This window comes from Acinetobacter sp. MD2(2019), assembly GCF_035615615.1.
In the GTDB taxonomy this organism is placed as follows: Bacteria; Pseudomonadota; Gammaproteobacteria; order Pseudomonadales; family Moraxellaceae; genus Acinetobacter.
Map to the genome: position 1 here is coordinate 20,918 of NZ_VTDU01000020.1, position 19,386 is coordinate 40,303.

The 19,386-nt window shown below is 40.1% G+C and carries 22 protein-coding genes; 10 read left to right on the forward strand and 12 right to left on the reverse strand.

Annotation, left to right across the window (positions count from 1 at the left end; genetic code table 11):
• Positions 1–67: 67 nt before the first annotated feature.
• Positions 68–754 carry a YggS family pyridoxal phosphate-dependent enzyme gene (locus I2F62_RS10360; RefSeq protein ID WP_324626937.1) on the reverse strand — a complete coding sequence of 229 codons (687 nt, stop codon included), beginning with the start codon at positions 752–754 and terminating at the stop codon, positions 68–70.
• Between the two features lie 119 nt (positions 755–873).
• On the opposite strand from I2F62_RS10360, the gene I2F62_RS10365 reads away from it, so the two are divergent.
• Entirely contained in the window at positions 874–1,908 is a 1,035-nt protein-coding gene (locus I2F62_RS10365; protein ID WP_324626938.1) for a type IV pilus twitching motility protein PilT, read from the forward strand.
• 24 nt (positions 1,909–1,932) lie between these two features.
• Complete coding sequence (locus I2F62_RS10370; RefSeq protein ID WP_324626962.1) at positions 1,933–3,051, forward strand: PilT/PilU family type 4a pilus ATPase; 1,119 nt, start codon at positions 1,933–1,935, stop codon at positions 3,049–3,051.
• 135 nt (positions 3,052–3,186) lie between these two features.
• Here I2F62_RS10370 and fur read toward each other — a convergent pair whose 3' ends face one another.
• A complete protein-coding gene (gene fur / locus I2F62_RS10375; RefSeq protein ID WP_324626939.1) occupies positions 3,187–3,624 on the reverse strand; it encodes a ferric iron uptake transcriptional regulator in 438 nt (145 codons plus the stop codon).
• Positions 3,625–3,733: 109 nt separating this feature from the next.
• Between fur and I2F62_RS10380 the strand changes: the two genes are divergently transcribed.
• Positions 3,734–4,123, forward strand: a complete 390-nt coding sequence (locus I2F62_RS10380; RefSeq protein WP_324626940.1) for an outer membrane protein assembly factor BamE — start codon at positions 3,734–3,736, stop codon at positions 4,121–4,123.
• Positions 4,124–4,181: 58 nt separating this feature from the next.
• On the opposite strand, the gene I2F62_RS10385 is transcribed toward I2F62_RS10380, so the two are convergent.
• From I2F62_RS10385 to I2F62_RS10425, 9 genes are all read right to left on the reverse strand, one after another.
• On the reverse strand, positions 4,182–4,499 hold the full coding sequence (locus tag I2F62_RS10385; protein WP_324626941.1) for an RnfH family protein: 318 nt from the start codon (positions 4,497–4,499) through the stop codon (positions 4,182–4,184).
• Entirely contained in the window at positions 4,499–5,581 is a 1,083-nt protein-coding gene (locus I2F62_RS10390; RefSeq protein WP_324626942.1) for a hypothetical protein, read from the reverse strand. The genes I2F62_RS10385 and I2F62_RS10390 overlap by 1 nt, the downstream gene beginning before the upstream one ends.
• A 140-nt stretch (positions 5,582–5,721) precedes the next feature.
• The gene (locus I2F62_RS10395; protein ID WP_324626943.1) at positions 5,722–6,177 is read right to left on the reverse strand and encodes a bacteriohemerythrin; all 456 of its coding nucleotides are present in this window, start codon (positions 6,175–6,177) and stop codon (positions 5,722–5,724) included.
• 241 nt (positions 6,178–6,418) lie between these two features.
• Positions 6,419–7,267, reverse strand: coding sequence for a class II glutamine amidotransferase (locus I2F62_RS10400; RefSeq protein ID WP_324626944.1), 849 nt, complete (start codon positions 7,265–7,267; stop codon positions 6,419–6,421).
• 185 nt (positions 7,268–7,452) lie between these two features.
• Positions 7,453–8,349: an acetylglutamate kinase gene (argB, locus tag I2F62_RS10405; RefSeq protein ID WP_324626945.1), complete on the reverse strand. Its 897-nt coding sequence runs from the start codon at positions 8,347–8,349 to the stop codon at positions 7,453–7,455.
• 10 nt (positions 8,350–8,359) lie between these two features.
• Positions 8,360–9,784: a phosphomannomutase/phosphoglucomutase gene (locus I2F62_RS10410; protein WP_324626946.1), complete on the reverse strand. Its 1,425-nt coding sequence runs from the start codon at positions 9,782–9,784 to the stop codon at positions 8,360–8,362.
• A 141-nt stretch (positions 9,785–9,925) separates the two neighbouring features.
• Entirely contained in the window at positions 9,926–10,378 is a 453-nt protein-coding gene (gene dut, locus I2F62_RS10415; protein WP_324626947.1) for a dUTP diphosphatase, read from the reverse strand.
• 19 nt (positions 10,379–10,397) lie between these two features.
• A complete protein-coding gene (locus tag I2F62_RS10420; protein WP_324626948.1) occupies positions 10,398–12,443 on the reverse strand; it encodes a UvrD-helicase domain-containing protein in 2,046 nt (681 codons plus the stop codon).
• 255 nt (positions 12,444–12,698) lie between these two features.
• Positions 12,699–13,361 (reverse strand): OmpA family protein, encoded by a 663-nt coding sequence (locus tag I2F62_RS10425; protein WP_324626949.1) that lies wholly within the window; start codon positions 13,359–13,361, stop codon positions 12,699–12,701.
• Positions 13,362–13,589: 228 nt separating this feature from the next.
• On the opposite strand from I2F62_RS10425, the gene I2F62_RS10430 reads away from it, so the two are divergent.
• The 6 genes from I2F62_RS10430 to I2F62_RS10455 all read left to right on the forward strand — a co-directional run bounded on the left by I2F62_RS10430 (position 13,590) and on the right by I2F62_RS10455 (position 17,996).
• The gene (locus I2F62_RS10430; RefSeq protein ID WP_324626950.1) at positions 13,590–14,525 is read left to right on the forward strand and encodes an acyltransferase; all 936 of its coding nucleotides are present in this window, start codon (positions 13,590–13,592) and stop codon (positions 14,523–14,525) included.
• The gene (locus tag I2F62_RS10435; RefSeq protein WP_324626963.1) at positions 14,525–15,565 is read left to right on the forward strand and encodes a preprotein translocase subunit SecA; all 1,041 of its coding nucleotides are present in this window, start codon (positions 14,525–14,527) and stop codon (positions 15,563–15,565) included. Before I2F62_RS10430 ends, I2F62_RS10435 begins: the two co-directional genes overlap by 1 nt.
• Positions 15,566–15,733: 168 nt before the next feature.
• Positions 15,734–16,447 carry a septum site-determining protein MinC gene (minC, locus tag I2F62_RS10440; RefSeq protein ID WP_324626951.1) on the forward strand — a complete coding sequence of 238 codons (714 nt, stop codon included), beginning with the start codon at positions 15,734–15,736 and terminating at the stop codon, positions 16,445–16,447.
• An 83-nt stretch (positions 16,448–16,530) separates the two neighbouring features.
• Positions 16,531–17,343, forward strand: coding sequence for a septum site-determining protein MinD (gene minD / locus I2F62_RS10445; RefSeq protein ID WP_324626952.1), 813 nt, complete (start codon positions 16,531–16,533; stop codon positions 17,341–17,343).
• A 2-nt stretch (positions 17,344–17,345) separates the two neighbouring features.
• Positions 17,346–17,618, forward strand: coding sequence for a cell division topological specificity factor MinE (minE, locus tag I2F62_RS10450; RefSeq protein WP_324626953.1), 273 nt, complete (start codon positions 17,346–17,348; stop codon positions 17,616–17,618).
• A gap of 90 nt (positions 17,619–17,708) precedes the next feature.
• The gene (locus I2F62_RS10455) at positions 17,709–17,996 is read left to right on the forward strand and encodes a PA4642 family protein (RefSeq protein ID WP_324626954.1); all 288 of its coding nucleotides are present in this window, start codon (positions 17,709–17,711) and stop codon (positions 17,994–17,996) included.
• Positions 17,997–18,036: 40 nt separating this feature from the next.
• Here the strand turns inward: I2F62_RS10455 and rhtC are convergent, their stop codons facing one another.
• Positions 18,037–18,660 (reverse strand): threonine export protein RhtC, encoded by a 624-nt coding sequence (gene rhtC, locus I2F62_RS10460; protein WP_324626955.1) that lies wholly within the window; start codon positions 18,658–18,660, stop codon positions 18,037–18,039.
• A gap of 199 nt (positions 18,661–18,859) precedes the next feature.
• Here rhtC and I2F62_RS10465 point away from each other — a divergent pair, with 199 nt between their 5' ends.
• Positions 18,860–19,381 carry a DUF4234 domain-containing protein gene (locus I2F62_RS10465; protein ID WP_324626956.1) on the forward strand — a complete coding sequence of 174 codons (522 nt, stop codon included), beginning with the start codon at positions 18,860–18,862 and terminating at the stop codon, positions 19,379–19,381.
• Positions 19,382–19,386: the final 5 nt, after the last annotated feature.

Here is a 19,386-nt window from a genome sequence, read left to right on the forward strand (position 1 = left end):
CCTGTATTGGTTTTTTATCCTCCACCCAAACACCGATTACGGCTAAATATTTGAACTTTTATTTCAATCAATGGCTGTAATCGCGCGCTCCGAACAAAGCGGTACCCACACGAACCATGGTTGAACCGGCGGCAATGGCCGCATCTAAATCACTCGACATGCCCATGCTTAAGGTATCCCAATCTTCGGGATGGGCATGCAATGCTTTGACTTGCTCGAACAATTGTTTCGCATCGGTAAACGCTTGCAGATGATTTGGCGCAGGAATCACCATTAAACCGCGTAAACGAATCTGCGGCAGTTGGCTAATGCGTTGAACCAGATCTGCAACTTCATTCACGGGGCAACCATCTTTGCTGTCTTGTCCATCAATATTCACTTGAAGGCAAATATTTAACGCAGGTTGCGTGGCCAAGCGCTGTGCCGATAAACGCTCGGCAATAATCAAACGATCGACCCCGTGCACCCACGCAAATTTTTCTGCTAAATGTTTGGTTTTATTGCGCTGTACGTGACCGATAAAATGCCACTCAATTTTAAGATCTTGTAATTCTTCAATTTTAGCCAAGGCTTCTTGTAAATAATTCTCGCCAAATGCCACCTGACCCAGCGCATACATTTCACGAAGTGCGGCGCTGGGATGCGTTTTAGACACCGCTAAAAGTTTGACTGCATTTGAATTTCTGTGTGCATTTACACACGCATGTTGAATTTGTTGACAAACAAGTTGGTATGCAGATTGAAACTGATTCATAAACAGGCGGCTCTTCAGAATTTTTTCACATTTAACAGTGAAGTTTTGGTTTCATTTTCTTAAAATCGGTTATTATTTTACAAAAATAACGACATGAATGCATGTAATTGGGGGAAATTATGGATATCACAGAACTACTGGCTTTTTCTGCACAAAATGGCGCATCCGACTTGCATCTTTCTGCAGGTCTACCACCGATGATTCGTATTGATGGTGAAGTTCGCCGCATTAATTTGCCAGCACTGGAACATAAAGATGTCCATCGTCTAATTTACGATATCATGAATGACAAACAACGTCATGATTATGAAGAAAAATTAGAAACTGACTTTTCGTTTGAAGTACCGGGCGTTGCACGTTTTCGTGTCAATGCTTTTAACCAAAATCGTGGCGCAGGCGCGGTATTTCGTACCATTCCATCTAAAATTTTAACCATGGAAGATTTAGGTTTAGGAAATATTTTCAAAGATATTTGCGATTTCCCGCGTGGCATTGTGTTGGTCACAGGTCCAACCGGTTCAGGGAAATCCACGACCCTTGCAGCCATGCTCGATTATATTAACGACAATCGTTACGAACATATCTTAACCGTTGAAGATCCAATCGAATTTGTACACCCTTCTAAAAAATGCCTAATTAATCAGCGTGAAGTGCATCGCGATACGCATGGCTTTAATGAAGCTTTACGTTCAGCGCTACGTGAAGACCCCGACATTATTTTGGTCGGTGAGATGCGTGACTTAGAAACCATTCGTTTAGCCTTAACTGCCGCAGAAACCGGTCACTTGGTGTTCGGTACATTGCATACCACGTCTGCTGCAAAAACCATTGACCGTGTGGTCGATGTCTTCCCTGCCGAAGAAAAAGATATGGTTCGTGCCATGCTGTCTGAATCATTACAAGCGGTAATTTCGCAAACGCTGCTGAAGAAAAATGGCGGTGGGCGTGTTGCTGCACATGAAATTATGTTGGGTGTGCCTGCAATTCGTAACCTGATTCGTGAAAATAAAATTGCCCAAATGTATTCAGCCATTCAAACGGGTGCTGCGCAAGGCATGACCACGCTGGATCAGAGCCTTAAAAACTTAGTTGCTAAAGGTGTTATTTCCAAAGAAGTTGCACGGACTGCTGCAAAACAACCTGACGCATTCTAAGGAAGAGACAACTTAATCATGGCAATGGATTTTAATGATTTGCTCAATCTGATGAGCGAAAAGAAAGCGTCTGACTTATTTATTACTGCAGGCGTTGAACCATCAATGAAAATTAATGGACAAATTACCCCTGTTTCGAGCAGTAAATTAACTGGTGAAATTATTCATCAACTGATTCATTCCATCATGAATGAAAAACAAAAACAAGAATTTGAGCAAACACGCGAATGTAACTTTGCCATAACGAATCGCGAGGCCAGCCGGCGGTATCGTGTCAGTGCATTTTACCAACGTGATTTACCTGGTATGGTTCTGCGCCGAATTGAACATCATATCCCAAGTACAGAAGACTTAAAGCTGCCGCCGGTACTTAAAGACTTGGTCATGTCAAAACGCGGCATCATTATTTTTGTTGGGGCAACAGGTACGGGTAAATCGACTTCGCTTGCGGCATTACTGGGTCATCGTAACCACAATTCGCGCGGGCACATTATTACCATTGAAGATCCGGTTGAATTTATCCATCAACATTCAGGTTGTATTATTACTCAACGTGAAGTCGGGATAGATACAGATTCCTTTGAGGTTGCGCTTAAAAACACCTTACGCCAAGCCCCCGATGTCATTTTGATTGGTGAAATTCGAACCAAAGAAGTGATGGACTATGCTATTGCCTTTGCAGAAACCGGACATTTGGTCTTAGCCACCCTACACGCCAACAATGCCAACCAAGCCATTGAACGTATTGTGCATTTCTTTGAAACAGAACGACATGAACAAGTGTTAATGGATTTATCATTAAATTTACGTGCCATTGTCGCTCAGCAACTGATTCCAACGGTGGATGAAAAATCACGTCGCGCAGCGATTGAAATTATGATCAATAGTCCACTGGTTTCAGACTATGTGCGTAAAGGTGAAATTAACGAGCTCAAAGCATTAATGACGCGTTCCCGCGAACTGGGCATGCAAACCTTCGATCAGGCCTTATTTGATTTATACGTGGCAGGTGAAATTAGCCAAAAAGAAGCGTTACGACATGCAGATTCACCAAACGATTTACGCCTAAAAATTAAATTGTCTGAAGAAGGAAAAGACCAGTTATTGTCTGCCGGTCGACATATTACTTTTGATGGTCAATAAAATTGAATTCTATTTCAAGCTTTGGGCTGAATTGTGCATTTCGTACTTAACCCATAAATGAATGCAATTTTTTAAATTCCCAAATAAAAAGGCGTTTGAATTCAAACGCCTTTTTATTGTTATATTTATGTAGAATTATTTTTTGCGAAAAACTTCCTGACATGCAGGTTCATTGCAATAACCATACAAATTTAAAGAATGGCCAGTTAATGAAAAGCCAAATTTTTCGGCCACTTGATGCTGCTCGTGTTCAATAATATCATTTGTAAATTCAATGACTTTATTGCAGTTTTGGCAAACTAAATGATCGTGATGATCTTCTTGCATAATTTCAAAAACTGAATGATTATTTTCAAAATTATGACGTTGGATAATACCAGCAGCTTCAAATTGTGTTAATACACGGTATACAGTTGCTAAACCAACATCTTCACCTTGATCTAGTAATGTTTTATAAATGTCTTCAGCGCTCAGATGATGCTGTTTTGAGTTTTCAAGTAATTCCAATATTTTAATTCTTGGAAGGGTTACTTTAAGTCCAGCCTTACGTAAATCTTGATTTGAAATGGGCATACAAAAGTCTCTCAACAATTTTTAAATTGGAATATGCAACAGAGTTTAGATGCAGTATGATCTATGGTTAGATTAAATGCATCATAATTGATTTGGATAGTGTAGCAAAATGCAAAAAATAATGTTGACGAGCTTACTCGTCAGTACCTTGCTCGCCGGCTGTGTGTATAAAATCGATATCCCTCAAGGTACGCCTTTAACCAAAGCACAAGCATCCCAAGTACAAATTGGCATGAATTACCAGCAAGTTCGTTTTTTACTTGGCAGCCCAACCATTGCTGACCCAGTAAATCCACAGCGTTGGGATTATGTCTACAATTATATTCCAGGAACTTATGCGAAAAAAGCAAAAATCCCTGCCGCAAATGGACAACATTTAAAAATTTATTTTGATAACGAAGGTATTGTTAACAAAATTGAAGGTTTAGATTCAATTCCTGAAACGCAACCAGGGTTACCTGCGTCTAAAGATGCGATTTTAAATGCACCTTCATTATAAATAGATTCTGATTGATACAAAAGAGATAATCCCAATCAAATGATTGGGATTATTTTTATCATGATGATCGTTTTGAGCGATTACCATTTTGATATCGCCCAACCGGATTTTTTTCTGCCCGATTGCGTCGTATATCTTTTGGATTAATGGTTAAAGGCAAGTAAATTTCGACCCGATCACCGGCTTTTAATGCATGTTCAGCACTTGAGATTTTTACGCCCCAAATGCCTAAACTGAGTTTTTCAGGAAGCTGAACCTGATGGCTTAAGCCACTTTGAGCAATAGCATCGGCAGCCGTCATTCCTGCTTGATAAATCACTTTTAGATGAAATTGCTGTTCAGATGTTGCATAAGCAACCCAAACGTATTGCTGCATTAAAACTGCCCCAACACAATTGAAATGATGGCAAGAATAATCGCAATAGGTAACACAATACGCACTGCAATTCGCCACAAGTTATAAAGCAGTTCATTTGAAAAATTCAAAGCTTTACGTAAATGGCTAATCTTCATTATCCAGCCTGCAAATATGGCATACAGAAGGCAAATGAATAATCCCCAAAGCATCAAGGCAAGATTAAACCAGTGTAACAAAGCCGTCACAGCCCAAATGAAGAGTGGCAAGACCAGAACAATCCACTGCACCAACACCGCCAACTGACGTTGCTGTAACTGCTCTTTCGCCAATTGCAGCAATAACGCCGCGGCAAAAATTGCACTCACAAGCATACTCAGCGCGGGAACTTGAGTTTGGACTGCAAAGAAACCAAATGCAATCACCGCCAATAATTGCGCAATCCACACTGGAATTTGCACGCTAGATACGCGTTCTGCTTGCTTTAACTGGCTTAGACTACTTTGTGAATAAACCCCAATCCCCAAACCACTCGCGACTAACGCTAACACAGTTGCATTGCCCCATTCAGTAAATGAAACCGCAGTGACATGCCATGCTTCAAGTTGCAGTGGGAATAAGTGACTCAGCAGCATTGAAACAACAACACTGAGGACAAGTAAAATGGTCAGCCATTGGCGTGGAATAAAAGATGCACCGATGGCAATCACACACGCCACCAAAAACAAGACTGCTTCTGAACCAAGAACCAATCCATTCATTTGTAGTACATGACTGGCATTGGCTAGAATTGCACCAGCCAAAAATGGAATGAAACTAACTGCAAGCCAACTTACCATGCGCCAGCGAGGTGATGCATCCGCATCGCGTGTGAGGCTTAGCATAGCATTTAATGCCGAAGTTTTACTGCGGCGCACCAAGGCAACTTCTAAATAACCAATTGGGAGTGACAGCAACAACATGCTTGCTAGCCACATCAACCAAAAGTCAATTTGACGGTCTAACTGAATGCCCACTGTCGGTGCCAGTGTCGCCATCAACATAAAAGATAAACAAAACGCCATCAGTGGCGATAACCATCGTGACATAGGTATGTCCTGCATCCGAAGTTTTCAAGAATGATGCGCTATTTTGCCTTTGTCACTCGTGAAAATCAAAGTTTACTCAAAAAAAGAATCATTGCCGAAGCAATGATTTTTAGCGCAAATGGTTAATTATTATTTTTTCTTATCGTTATTTGCAATTAAGAGAAGAAACGCGCAAACCAATTCTTACCTTTTTTCTTCTCATTTTCACGAATGGCAATTTGCATATTCTCTTTCACTGCGCCGACATAATCGGCATCATCATGTTGAATATGATTGATTAACCATTTTGTCAGGATTTGATGTAATTCTTCTTCGATGGCTTGCCCCATTAAAAATCGATCTCGATAATTTTCAATTTTTTTAATAAATAAGTCATGTACACGCTTATGTGGCACGCGATATTGATAACCCGCTTCTTCTTGTAAGCTCTCTTCAAAGGCAAAATGCGATTGTGTATAGTCCACAATGTTGTCTAAAACCTCTTTAATTTGAGTAGTATCGTGCGTAAAACGGACATCTTGAATTGCATTGATATAGTCCAAAATACGTTTGTGTTGATCATCAATCACATCGATACCCGTATTATAATCTGCATGCCAACTGATTTTCATTTTTGATCGTTTCCCCATAACGTACTCAGCATGATAGGCGAATCTAAAAAAATTAAAAAACAAGCCAGCAGGTCGGGATTAAACAACATTTATCATAAACAATTGATAGATATAAATTAAAAGCCTAAAACATAAGTAAAAGAGTCAAGTATTTTTTAACCAATACAGACTAAATTTTACCTTCCGTTCAATTTGAAAATAAAAAAAAGAGCACCATTTGTGCCCTATTTTTCAAATATTTTTAATAAATATCGGCGGGCGTAATCCGCTTCAAAAACGGATTTAGCGCTTCTTGTTTTAGTCGTTCTACATGCGTTTGCGCCTGATAAACATCTTGACCATCTTGAAATACAATTAACTGTCCTGGCTGAAATGCTGTCCACACTTCATTTTGTGTCAGCGGTTCGGTAGTAATCACAGCAACGCGGTCGTGCGGTGTGGTCACCACACTAAAGTCAACCTCTACATCTAAGTCAATTAATTGTGCGGGTTTAAATGGATAGCCTCGCACCAACCAATGCAATTTGGTCGTAGCATAGCTAAATAAAGCCTGACCATTAGATAAACAAAAATTAAAGGTGCCATGCTCGGCAATTGTTGGGGCAATTTTTTCAATCAACTGTGCAATTTCTAAAATTGAAGGCGCGGTATAGCCAAACTGCTGCACCAATTGATCGAGTAAATAACAAAACGCATATTCACTGTCTGTATTGCCCACAGGTGTGAATTGACCCGTTAATTTTGGGCTAAATCCATGCAAATCGCCATTATGGGCAAAAACCCAGTGCCGCCCCCATAACTCACGAACAAAAGGATGTGAATTTTCTAAAGTGATTTTGCCTTGGGTTGCTTTACGAATATGTGCAATCACGTTGCGCGATTTAATTGGATAATCTCGCACCAATGCAGCTAACGGCGATTCAATGGCCGATTTATTATCAACAAATAATCGGCAGGCTTTATCTTCAAAAAAGGCTATGCCAAACCCATCGCAATGGTCTGAGGTAATTCCCGCGCGCTGTGAAAATCCTCTAAATGAAAAGGTAATATCGGTAGGTGTTGCGCAATTCATTCCGAGCAGCTGGCACATTGGCGGTACTTCTTTAACAAAACATTCAAACGAATATTGAATGTAATTGATCTGCAAACGTGGTGCAAATGGCTTTTTCTACTGCCTTTATCACAAAAAAAGATAAAGCGTTAAATGTATTTTATTTTTTAGTCTAAATGGCTCAGCAAGCCTTGATTCAAAACTTGCCGAGGTGGCTTATGCAATTATTTAGCACGATTGGTGATGAGTGTGCCCACGCCATGATCGGTAAAGATTTCAAGTAAGGTTGCATGCGGTACTCGCCCATCGACAATATGCGCGCTAATAACGCCGCCTTTCACCGCATCTAATGCACAGCTAACTTTTGGAATCATGCCGCCGTAAATGACACCAGTTTCAATTAAACGATCGACTTCTTGGGTACTTAAACCGGTCAGCAGCTGCTTGTTTTCATCGAGAACACCGGAAATATTGGTGAGTAAAATCAGTTTTTCTGCACCGAGTGCTTCAGCGACTTTGCCTGCAACAAGGTCAGCATTAATATTGTAGGTATTGCCTTGCTCATCGACACCTAAGGGCGCAATGACGGGAATAAAATCGCCCTGTGTGAACATTTCTAAAACGTCAGTTTTGACGCCGACCACTTCACCCACCATACCTAGGTCGATGTGTTCAACGCTGCCATCTTCGCTTTTCTTTTCCATGAGCAATTTACGCGCACGTAATAAATTGCCGTCTTTACCGGTTAAACCAATGGCACGACCACCATGTTGATTAATCAGGTTTACAATGGATTTGTTCACGCTACCGCCAAGCACCATTTCAACCACTTCCATGGTGGCAGAGTCGGTTACACGCATCCCATCAATCCGGTCAGATTCTTGTCCTAAGCGTTTTAACAGGGAATCGACTTGCGGGCCGCCACCATGAACCACAATCGGGTTTAAGCCTACGGTTTTAAGCAGCACGATATCTCGAGCGAACGAACTTTCAAGTTCTGGATCTGTCATGGCATTACCGCCATATTTCACGACCAACGTTTTACCTGAAAAGCGTTGAATATATGGCAAAGCCTCAGTTAATACTTGTGCTTTATCTAGGCCTTGGTGTTGAAATGGCATTTGCCTCTCCTTAGTACGCCTGACGAATTTCTTGGGCAATATCTGGATAATCTGAGTTAAAAATTGCAGCAAAATTTTGGCGAATTTGCTCTAGGCGCGGTGCAGTATCTGCATCAAAACGAACAGTCAAATATTCGCCAGTATTCGATGCTCGAATAATGCCAAATCCATCTTCAAAATCAAGTCTTACCCCATCAATTTGTGTTAATTTTGCCTGCATGCTATGGCAATTTTCTTCAATCAAGCTTAAAAGTGCTTTTGAGGCGTGTTGATGGGTTGAAATATAACAATCTTGCGTGGAAAAACGTTGCGGGATGTGTTGCATTAATTGTGAAAGTGGTTGCGTATGTTCACTTAAATATTCAAGCACGCGTAATGCTGCATATAAACCATCATCATAACCTCGGCCTCGCCCATCGTTAAACACGTAATGACCGGCATATTCTCCACCAAAAACCACCTGCTGCTTCGACTGTGCAATGTATTTACGCAAAAAGGTGCTGCCGGTGCGAATCATGGTTGCAATGCCCTGATGCGCCGCTACAAATTGAGTCACCTGATTCGAACATTTCACATCAAACACAATTTCATGTTGTGGATGGCGCAATAAACAAATTTGTGCAAATAAACACAATAACCGATCGGCACTAATAATTTGGCCTAAATCATCCACAATTACCACGCGGTCGCCATCGCCATCTAAAGCAAAACCCAAATCGGCTTGCTGCTCGATCACCTGATTTTTTAATTCAATTAAATGATGATCTTTGGATGGATCGGGGGCATGCTTTGGAAAATGGCCATTGGCTTCGCAATTTAAAGCCGTCCATTGACAACCTAACCGCATTAAAATTTCAATGGCATATTGCCCTGCTGAACCGTGTAAGCCATCAACAATAATTTTTAACGGCCTTTTTAATTGAATATCTTGTTGTAAATAATCTAAATATTGCTTGGCAAACACAGGATAAAATTGATGCGTGACTTCTGACACCGACGCACTATTCATGCTCTGACTTATCTGCGCTGCATCGAGTGCAAGTGCTTGTATTTGTTCAGGTGATGGCGGCTCTGCATGACAAACCCATTTCACGCCATTGTCGGTTTTGGGATTATGGCTGGCGGTAATCATAATGCCATTGCCTGCATATTGCCCTGAAAAAAAATACATCATCGGCGTGGAGCAACAACCCAGCGCGATGACGTCTATGCCGTGCTGAATTAAAATAGTTTCAAAAATAGCGGCATAACTTGGGCTAGTTAAACGGGCGTCATAACCTAAAACCAGTTGTTTTACTTGTTTTTTTATATATAGACGTGCCAATGCCGTTGCAATTGCGGCGATGGTCGCTGGGGTTAAATGTTCTAATTTCCCCCGAATGTCATAGGCACGAAAAATATGTGCGGGAAACTTTGTTTGGTGCAATAGACTCATAAATTATCGTCAGGTTGATCATGGACAAATTGTGTGGACAATGACAAGTTTTGTAAATACGACCTGCGCTATATTTTGTAAGAATCAACAGACAAGACGTAAAAAAAGGCACGATTTGTGCCTTTTTTTACGTCAAAATAATTATTGCTTGCCTGTATGGCCAAAACCACCTGCACCGCGTTCGGTTGCTGCAAACTCTTCAACTTGTTCAAATTCTGCCTGTACCACAGGCACTAAAACGTATTGCGCTAAGCGTTCACCGGGTTCTAAGCTAAAGGTTTGTTGGCTGCGGTTCCATACCGACACCATCAATTCACCTTGATAATCTGAATCGATTAAACCAACCAAATTCCCTAAAACAATGCCATGTTTATGTCCTAAACCTGAACGTGGCAAAATTAAACCTGCAAAATTAACATCTTCGATGTAAATCGCTAAACCCGTTTTAACTAAAACCGTTTGCCCCGGTTCAATGTGAATGGTTTCATCTAAACACGCACGAAGGTCTAAACCGGCTGAACCTGAAGTTGCATACGTTGGCAAAGGCCATTCTTGACCTAAACGCGCATCTAATACTTTGACTTGAACTTTCATGAATTTTCCTTAAGGAGATCTATTTATGTTTGTGCTTTAACATGGCACGTAAATTTTCCAAATATACTTTGGCTTGTTCTTTCGGATCGATATTCGGCTGAATTTTCTTTTTCCGCCCTAACCAATCCAATTCATCTTGCGGCAATTCATCTAAAAAGCGGCTTGGGGTCATTTGTTTCATTTGCCCGCCGGCTTTGCGTTGTTCGGCAAGGGTTAAAGTTAAACCTTGACGTGCACGGGTAATCCCCACGTACATTAAACGGCGTTCTTCTTCAATGGTGTCACTGGCAATTGAATTTTTATGCGGCAAGAGTTCTTCTTCTAAGCCCATAATATAAACAAAGGGAAACTCTAAGCCTTTGGCTGCATGCAAAGTCAACAAATTGACTTTATCTAAATCATCTTCTTCTTGTTGCTGCTCAAGCAAATCTAGTAGCACCATTTTACGAATGACGCTTTCGATATTTTTTTCATCGACATTTTCAGCGCGATTAATCAAACTTTGGATACTGGTGTATAAGGTTTCGATGTTATCGAGCTTCGATTTTTCTTGTGCAGGCGTTGCGGCTTGCTCGCGGATATAATCGATGTAGCCTGTTTCCATAATCATTTGACGAATAATCGGCACAGGCTCGTCATCTTCCAACATGTTACGGGTGTAATCTGCAATAAACTGCGCAAATTCATTCAATTGCGAGCTTATTTTTTTACTGAGCACCATCGACAAACGCTGGTCGCCGGCAGCAGTCAGTAAAGATAAATGATTTTCTTGTGCAAATAAGCCAAGTTTCTCTAATGTAACTGGGCCAATCGAGCGTTTTGGGGTATTAATAATTCGCAGTAATGCGCTGTCGTCTTCAGGGTTAATAATTAAACGCAAGTAACTCATGATGTCTTTAATTTCGCTACGCGCAAAGAAAGACTGACCACCCGACAACTTATATGGAATTTGCATTTGGCGCAGTTGGGTTTCTAACACTCGCGCCTGAAAATTACCGCGATACAGCACCGCATAATCTTTCCAGTTTTTCCCATTCATGAGTTTATGGGTCATTAAATCTTTGACCACGCGCTCAGCTTCATCATCATCATTACGGCACGTAATCACGCGAATGACTTCACCATGCCCTTTATCACTCCATAATTTTTTATCAAAAATATGTGAGTTATTGGCAATCACGCAGTTGGCTGCCTTTAAAATTCGACTGGTCGAACGATAATTTTGTTCTAACTTAATAACTTTTAAATTGGGAAAATCTTGCTGCAACAAACCCATATTTTCAGGCTTTGCTCCACGCCATGCGTAAATCGATTGGTCGTCGTCGCCCACGGCAGTAAAGCCGCCCATCACCCCAACCAATAATTTGACTAAAATATACTGTGCAGTGTTGGTGTCTTGATATTCATCGACCAATAAATAGCGCACACGATTTTGCCATTTGTCGCGCACTTCGGCATTTTCTTGTAATAACCGAGTAGGCAAAACAATTAAATCGTCAAAATCGACCGCGTTATAGGCACGTAAGTTACGTTCGTAAAGCTGATACAAATGCGCAAAACGCACATCTTCTTCAGTTTCACAAGTGGAATGCGCTTGCTCTGGAATAATCAGATCGTTCTTCCAATCTGAAATTTTCTTCATGGCTTTGGCAATTAATTCTTTGCTTTCTGCACCCGACAAATTGTCTTGATGCATTAAATCCATCAAAATTCGTTTGCAATCGTCAGCATCTAAAATTGAAAAATTATTTTTAAGCGGTAAATGTTTTAATTCCAGACGCAATAAATTTAAGCCGAAAGTATGGAAGGTCGAAACCGACAAACCTTTTGATTGTTCTTTATTTAACAGTTTCCCAACACGCTCTTTCATTTCACGCGCGGCTTTGTTGGTAAAGGTCATTGCGGTAATACGATGTGCTGGAATGCCGCATTGCTGTACCAAGTAGGCAATTTTTTGCGTAATCACCGAGGTTTTACCTGACCCTGCGCCCGCAAGTACCAATAAAGGTCCTTGAATATATTTCATGGCCTCATATTGTTTGTCATTGAGTTGACTTGCTGACATGGCAGATCCTCATGGTAATTGGAGCATGATTATAGACATCTTGGTTTTAGATTCCTAACGAATCTGCCTTAATAAAGTACAAATAATGTGGCCTTGCGCCATGGGTTGTCGTGCTGCTGCATGATTTAATTCAAATTCTTGCATGACTGACTGCGCCATTTTATTTTTTACTTCGCTTAAATAACACACAACCACTTATGTTATAACCAATAAAAAAACCACCCGAAGGTGGTTTTTTTAACATTGAGGCGACAATTAAGATTGACGCTCGTAAATGCTGATTTCTACACGGCGGTTTTGTTCACGACCAGACGCAGTGCTGTTAGACGCGATTGGATTCGATGCACCATTACCTTGTGCATTAATACGGCTAGACGATACACCTTGACCGCTTAAATAGTTCGCAACAGCTTGTGCACGCGCTTGTGACAATGGAATGTTAATTGAGTCATTACCAGTATTGTCAGTATAACCTGTAACTAAAATGGCACTTTTGTTATCTTCAGACAACGTTTGCGCCACTTTGTTTAAAGTTGCATAGAAATTCGGTTTAATGCTTGATTGGTTGGTATCGAACGTGATGTTACCCGGCATAACCAAACCAACAGAACCATCGGCATTACGGTTTACTTCAACACCCGTACCCGCCATTTGTTGACGTAATTTTTTCTCTTTGTTGTCTAAATACAAGCCAGTGCCTGCACCTAAGATTGCACCAATTGCAGCGGCACGGTTATTTTGAGCAGAAGAGTTCGCATTTGAACGAGAAAGACCATAACCCGCAGCAGCACCAATAAGAGTACCAATTGCAGCTTTATCGTATTGACGAACGCCTGTCGTTGCCCCACCATCCATGCTTTGACATCCTGAAAGAACTAAAGCGGTAGCGGTAAGAGTAGAGATAACAACTGCACGCATCGCATGCCTCCTATTTAAATATTTTATTAATATGTTGAGATTATGAAATAAACCCAATTTGAGAAACATGCGCTTTTTGTTACAAAAAAGCAATTTTATGACTTGTTTGGTAACGATCGATCTTAATCATTCACATTTACTGCATTGTTTGATCTAGATTTTTATTTCTTTGACCCAATACCGTAGCATCGTTATATTGAGCAAGTCAGCCTAAACTTAGGAACCGTCATGAAGATCATCACAAATAAGCGTTTTTTTAAAAAAATTAAAAAAGGTTTAACGGTCAGTTCCGTCATTACAGCAAGCACTTTTTTACATGGCCCCCCTGTGTTGGCTTTAGGTTTGACTAAATTATTTAAAAAGTCGGCTAAAATTGATCAAACCAATATTAATATTACCAATAGTTGGTTAGGGGTTAATAATTGGCTCATCGACCATGTTTTAGCAAATACCGAGTGGAATATCGAGATTGATGAGCAGCTCGATTTAAATTTACAAGGTCGTTATCTGATGTTGTGTAATCATCAAAGTTGGGTCGATACCACGGTGAACCAATATGTAGGACTAACCCGCATGCCACTGACTCGTTTTTTCACCAAATGGGAGCTGATATTTATTCCCTTTGTGGGGCCTGCCTTTAAAATTTTAGGCTTCCCGATGATGAAACGGCACAGCAAATCACAAATTGCCAAAAATCCTGAACTGAAAAATCGTGATATTGCCGAAGCACGTAAAGCCTGCGAGCAACTTTTAAGCCAGCCGTTTACCTTGCTAAATTATGTTGAAGGCACACGCTTTACTCCCGAAAAGCATCAACAGCAAAAATCTCCTTATCAACATTTATTAAAACCGAAGTCGGGTGGATTGGCATTGGCGTTAAATATTCTAGGCAATCAGATCGATGCCTTGGTTGATATGACCATTGTGTACCCGGACGGTGTTCCCGATTATGCCAATTTTTGGTTAGGCGAAGTGCCACGGATTGCCGTTCATTTAAGAAAAATTGAAATTCCAAAATGGGTTTTACAAGGCAACTATGAAACTGACCGCGAATATCGGGTGCAATTTCATCAGTGGCTTAGCGGAATTTGGCAAGAAAAAGACCAGATTATTCAACAAATTAAAATGCGTTATTCACCTGCTTCAACCGAGTCTTTATCATGATTCCAAATGCTGCAAAACGTGCCAATAAGTTTAATCAAGTGCATCAGAATTCCTTACGCTGGAAGCTGTATCTGCTTTACGATATTTGCATGATGGGCATTATTGTCTTCAATCTATTTTGTTTGGGCACGAATGCTTTTTTAATGAGTCATTTTGCCTCTTGGATTGCAGAGCATGTGCAACTCAGCCATGTATTGGCTTTTTATCAACGCGAGTTGCATCCATGGGTTGAGAAAACCGAAAGTTGGTTTATTAGCTTTTTAATTTTTGAATTGCTGGTACGCTGGGCCATTGCGGTGATACAGCGACATCATCAGCGTTGGTTCTTTTTTCCTTTTGTGCATTGGTATGAAATTTTAGCCATTATGCCGCAACTGCGTTTTTTACGTTTATTTCGTGTTGGAATTATCGCTTATCGTTTACACGAAATTGGCTATCAAGTCATTCCAGAATCTTGGCAAAAACGCGGCTATTTTTATTATCAAGTGTTGATGGAAGAACTTTCAGATCGTGTGGTGATTACCGTAATTGATGGCATTCGGCATGAACTCAAAACCAGTTCAACCCATAAACAACTTATTCATGAATTGGTCGATCATCATCGGGAGGCATTTGCGCAAGCACTGACTGAACTTTTACAAGAAAATTTAGCCACCGAATTAAAACAGCAACAACAATTTTTGGCACAACATGTTGGTCGTGTGGTGCAACAAGCGGTGATTGATACCCCAGAAATTCATCAGTTATTACGCCCTTTCCCCATTATTGGCAGTCATATCGAAAGTCAGTTGCAACAGATTGGAAAACGCTTAGGTGAAAATATTACTCAAGGCTTACTTGCGCCTTTTGTGACACAATCTCCACCAAATCCTCATTTAAGTTATCAATACATTGCACAGAAAATCAGTCAAGTGAACATTGCGCAAGCATCTCTTGAATCTTTTGTTGAATCTACTGTTTATGAAAGTTTAGAATCTATACGTAAACAAGTAAAAGTGAAACAATGGCAACAAATTTTGGCAGAATCTAAATCAACTTAGCACACCGTTGACTTAAGTTTGATTAACTAGATTGCTTAAAAATTACAGCAGCAGTTTCATTTTTTTATACGCACCCAACATGAAGATGTAATGGGTGAATTAAATCTTTATTTTTATAATTTGTGACTCCATTCAAGTCACTAAAACAGCGCCTTTGAAGGAAGCACTATGGCTGATATACGCATTACAGGCAGAATGGTTAATTTTTCAAGATTAACCTTCGACACAAATGATCATAATGCCATTCGCCAACAACTTAGCCAAATGTTAGACGATACAGCTTCACACGGTGCATTAGTCATTTTAGACAGTAGCGTTGAACAAGAACTGATTGCGCTGATTCAATTATTGGTAAGTTTAGACTTACAACCGATGGCTGTTGTGGATGGTCTTTTAGGCGATGAAGCGCGCGCAATTCAATTCCCTGTACTGCCTATCGACCGTCCATTACAAAGAATTAAACCAACCACTGAACAAATAGTTGAACAAATTGCACAGACCGAGCAAAATGTAGACGCGCCTAAACAAAAATCAAACGCTGTTTCGCACGTAACCTCATATCATAACGAAATGTTACGTACAGGTCAGTGTCTTGTTCAAGATAATGGCGATGTCATTTTAAATGCAAGCATGAATAGCGGTTCAGAAATTATTGCATCTGGAAATATTCACGTTTATGGTGCAAGTAGTGGACGAATGATTGCAGGTGCAAGTGGTGATCCTTCGGCACGTATTTTTTGTCAGTTATTAAATGCAGAATTAGTCTCTATTGCCGGAACCTACTGCGTTGCAGACGATATTCCTGTGCATGTGATTAAAAAGCCTGTTCAAATTTCTTTAAATGAACAGCATGAATTAAAATTTGAAGTCTTAGAAATTTAAAATTACGGATATGCATGATAAATTTTCAATGTACTTCAATGATGTTAAAAGCAAATGAGCAAAACTAAATAGGAGCGGATTCGGTGGCCAAAATTGTTGTCGTAACTTCAGGCAAAGGCGGTGTCGGTAAAACTACCACAAGCGCATCATTTGCTACAGGCTTAGCCTTACGTGGCCACAAAACTGTGGTAATCGATTTTGATGTGGGTTTACGTAACCTTGATTTAATCATGGGCTGTGAACGTCGTGTTGTGTATGACTTTGTTAATGTCATTAATAACGAAGCACGCTTACAACAAGCACTTATTCGCGATAAAGATATCGAAAACTTATACATTTTACCTGCATCTCAAACACGTGATAAAGACGCGTTAAGTGATGACGGCGTAGAGCGTGTAATGAACGAACTGGCGCAAGAGTTCGATTATATTGTTTGTGACTCACCTGCAGGAATCGAGCGCGGTGCGATTTTAGCCATGTACCATGCCGATGAAGCAATTATTGTGACCAACCCTGAAATTTCATCGGTTCGTGACTCAGACCGTATTATTGGTATGCTCGACAGCAAAACCAAAAAAGTTGAACAAAACGAAGGCCGCATTCGTAAGCACTTATGTATTACCCGTTTTAACCCTGAACGTGCCGATCGCCAAGAAATGTTAACCATTGATGATATTTCTAAAGATATTTTACGAATTCCAACCTTAGGCGTTATTCCTGAATGTCCAAGCGTATTACAAGCTTCGAACGAAGGTAAGCCTGTTATTTTATATTCAGAAACGAGTGCAGGTCAGGCCTATGATGACCTTGTTGCACGCTTCCTTGGTGAAGACCGTCCATATCGTCATATTACGGTTAAACAAAAAGGCTGGCTAGCACGTTTATTTGGAGCATAACCATGGCAGGATTTTGGAGTAAATTATTCGGCAGCGAAGATCGTACATCAAGCGCTCAGGTTGCTAAAGACCGTTTAAAGGTTATTGTTGCGTCTGAACAAGGGCTCGGTCGTCGTTTAAGCCAAGACAAAATTAACGAAATGAAAAAAGAAATTATGCAGGTTGTGAGTCGCTATGTCAGTGGCGTGAATGAACAGCATATTCAAATGCAAGTTCGCTCTGAGGCGAATATTGAAATGCTAGAAATGAATATCAATTTACCTGAAGAGCATTAATTTCAATTTTGATTAGCCAAGGCAATCAATTCAAGGCAAAATAATCTCGATTATTTTGCCTTTTTATTTTATATCTGCGAGGAGCAAGCCATGGCAGTATCACAGCCAGCAACTTTCAATGAAGAATGGTCAGATGAGCGTGTATTTGCCTACTTAAACCATTTACCACCACAAGGTATTAATGCGGATTTCCACGTTTTATATAATGCTTATAAACATATGCGTGCTAATGATTTTGAGCGTTTACTCACCCAATTTACAGCCGATGGACGCAATTTAAATGCCACAAACCCAGAAGGTCAAAGCATTGCCGATGTGATTGCCACCTATCCGCGCCAAAGCACTGAATTTTTAGCCGTACTAAAAAAATTTGCTTAAACCCAAAAACCTGCGCATCGCAGGTTTTTTTAACTTTATATTAACGATGGCTGATTAAATACACACCAAATGCAGTAAAAATTCCACCCGAAATGCCATCAATCCATTTCGCAGCATTTTGATACGCCGTTTTAAAGCTCGGCAATGAAAAAATAAACACCACAAATAAAAACCACAATAAGGTTTCAACGGAAATAATAACAAACAGCAGCCAATGTAAATGTTCCAACGCCGGATTGGCTAGAAATAAGGAAAAGACGCTACCAAAATAAATCACTGCTTTGGGGTTAGATAAATTGGTCAATAAGCCTTTTAAAAAGAATTTTTTATCGCTTTGTGGCAACTCAAACTCAACACTTTCAACCGCTTCTGTTTTTTTCGCACATGCTGAACGCAACATTTGTACGCCCAACCAACACAAATAAATTCCGCCCACAACCAACAAAACTTGTCTAAGCCAGACCATCTTTTCAAAAATAATATTTAAACCAAGTAATGCCAGTGTTGCCCATAGCATCACCGCAGCCGTAATACCTAATACAACAAGTACTGCCTGCCGGCGAGAACGACTAATTGCGGTTTGGGACACCAGAAAAAAATCTGGCCCGGGAGTAATTAAGGCACAAAAATGGATAAATATTAATGTAGCTAAAGCAACAAACATTACGCACTCCTCAGTTTTAAAGGCTCTAGACAAAAAGATGATGAATTCCATTATCTTAAAGCATTTATTTTTGCATGCTCAGTGATTCCAAAATTTAAGCGGCTTTTCTTCAATCTTCATTCTTTCTAGAAAATAACATACACTACGCGGCATAAATATATTCACTAATATTAAACTATTTCTTTTCAAGAGATGAACAATGTCCACAATCACAAGCCAACCAATATTCTCGACGATTGATCCTCAGAGAATCATCAGCCTTAAAAAATTTATTTTTTTATCTATTCTCACCTTCGGCATTTACGATATTTGGTGGATTTTTACAGCATGGCGTTTTTTCCAACAAAAAGATCAGCTTAAAATTATGCCTGCACTGCGCTCGATATTCTGTATTTTCTTTTTATATCAATTGTTTAATAAAATAAAAAAGTTTTCCAATGAAACTGGCCATACGCAAGATTATTCATCGGGATTACTTTTTGTAGGTTACATATTCACGTCTATGCTATACAAACTACCCGATCCATTTTGGTTAATCTCATTCGCGAGCATTGTGTTTTTAATCCAACCCTTTCAAGCCTTGAACGCAGCAAAAATTAAATCGGCAGCCGTTATGGTGATAGAAGGAAAATCGTTAAGCAAGCCTGAAATTATATTAATTATCCTGTTTTCAATATTTTGGATTTTAGTTGTGCTCGGTTTGTTTATTACCCCTAACTAAAGAAA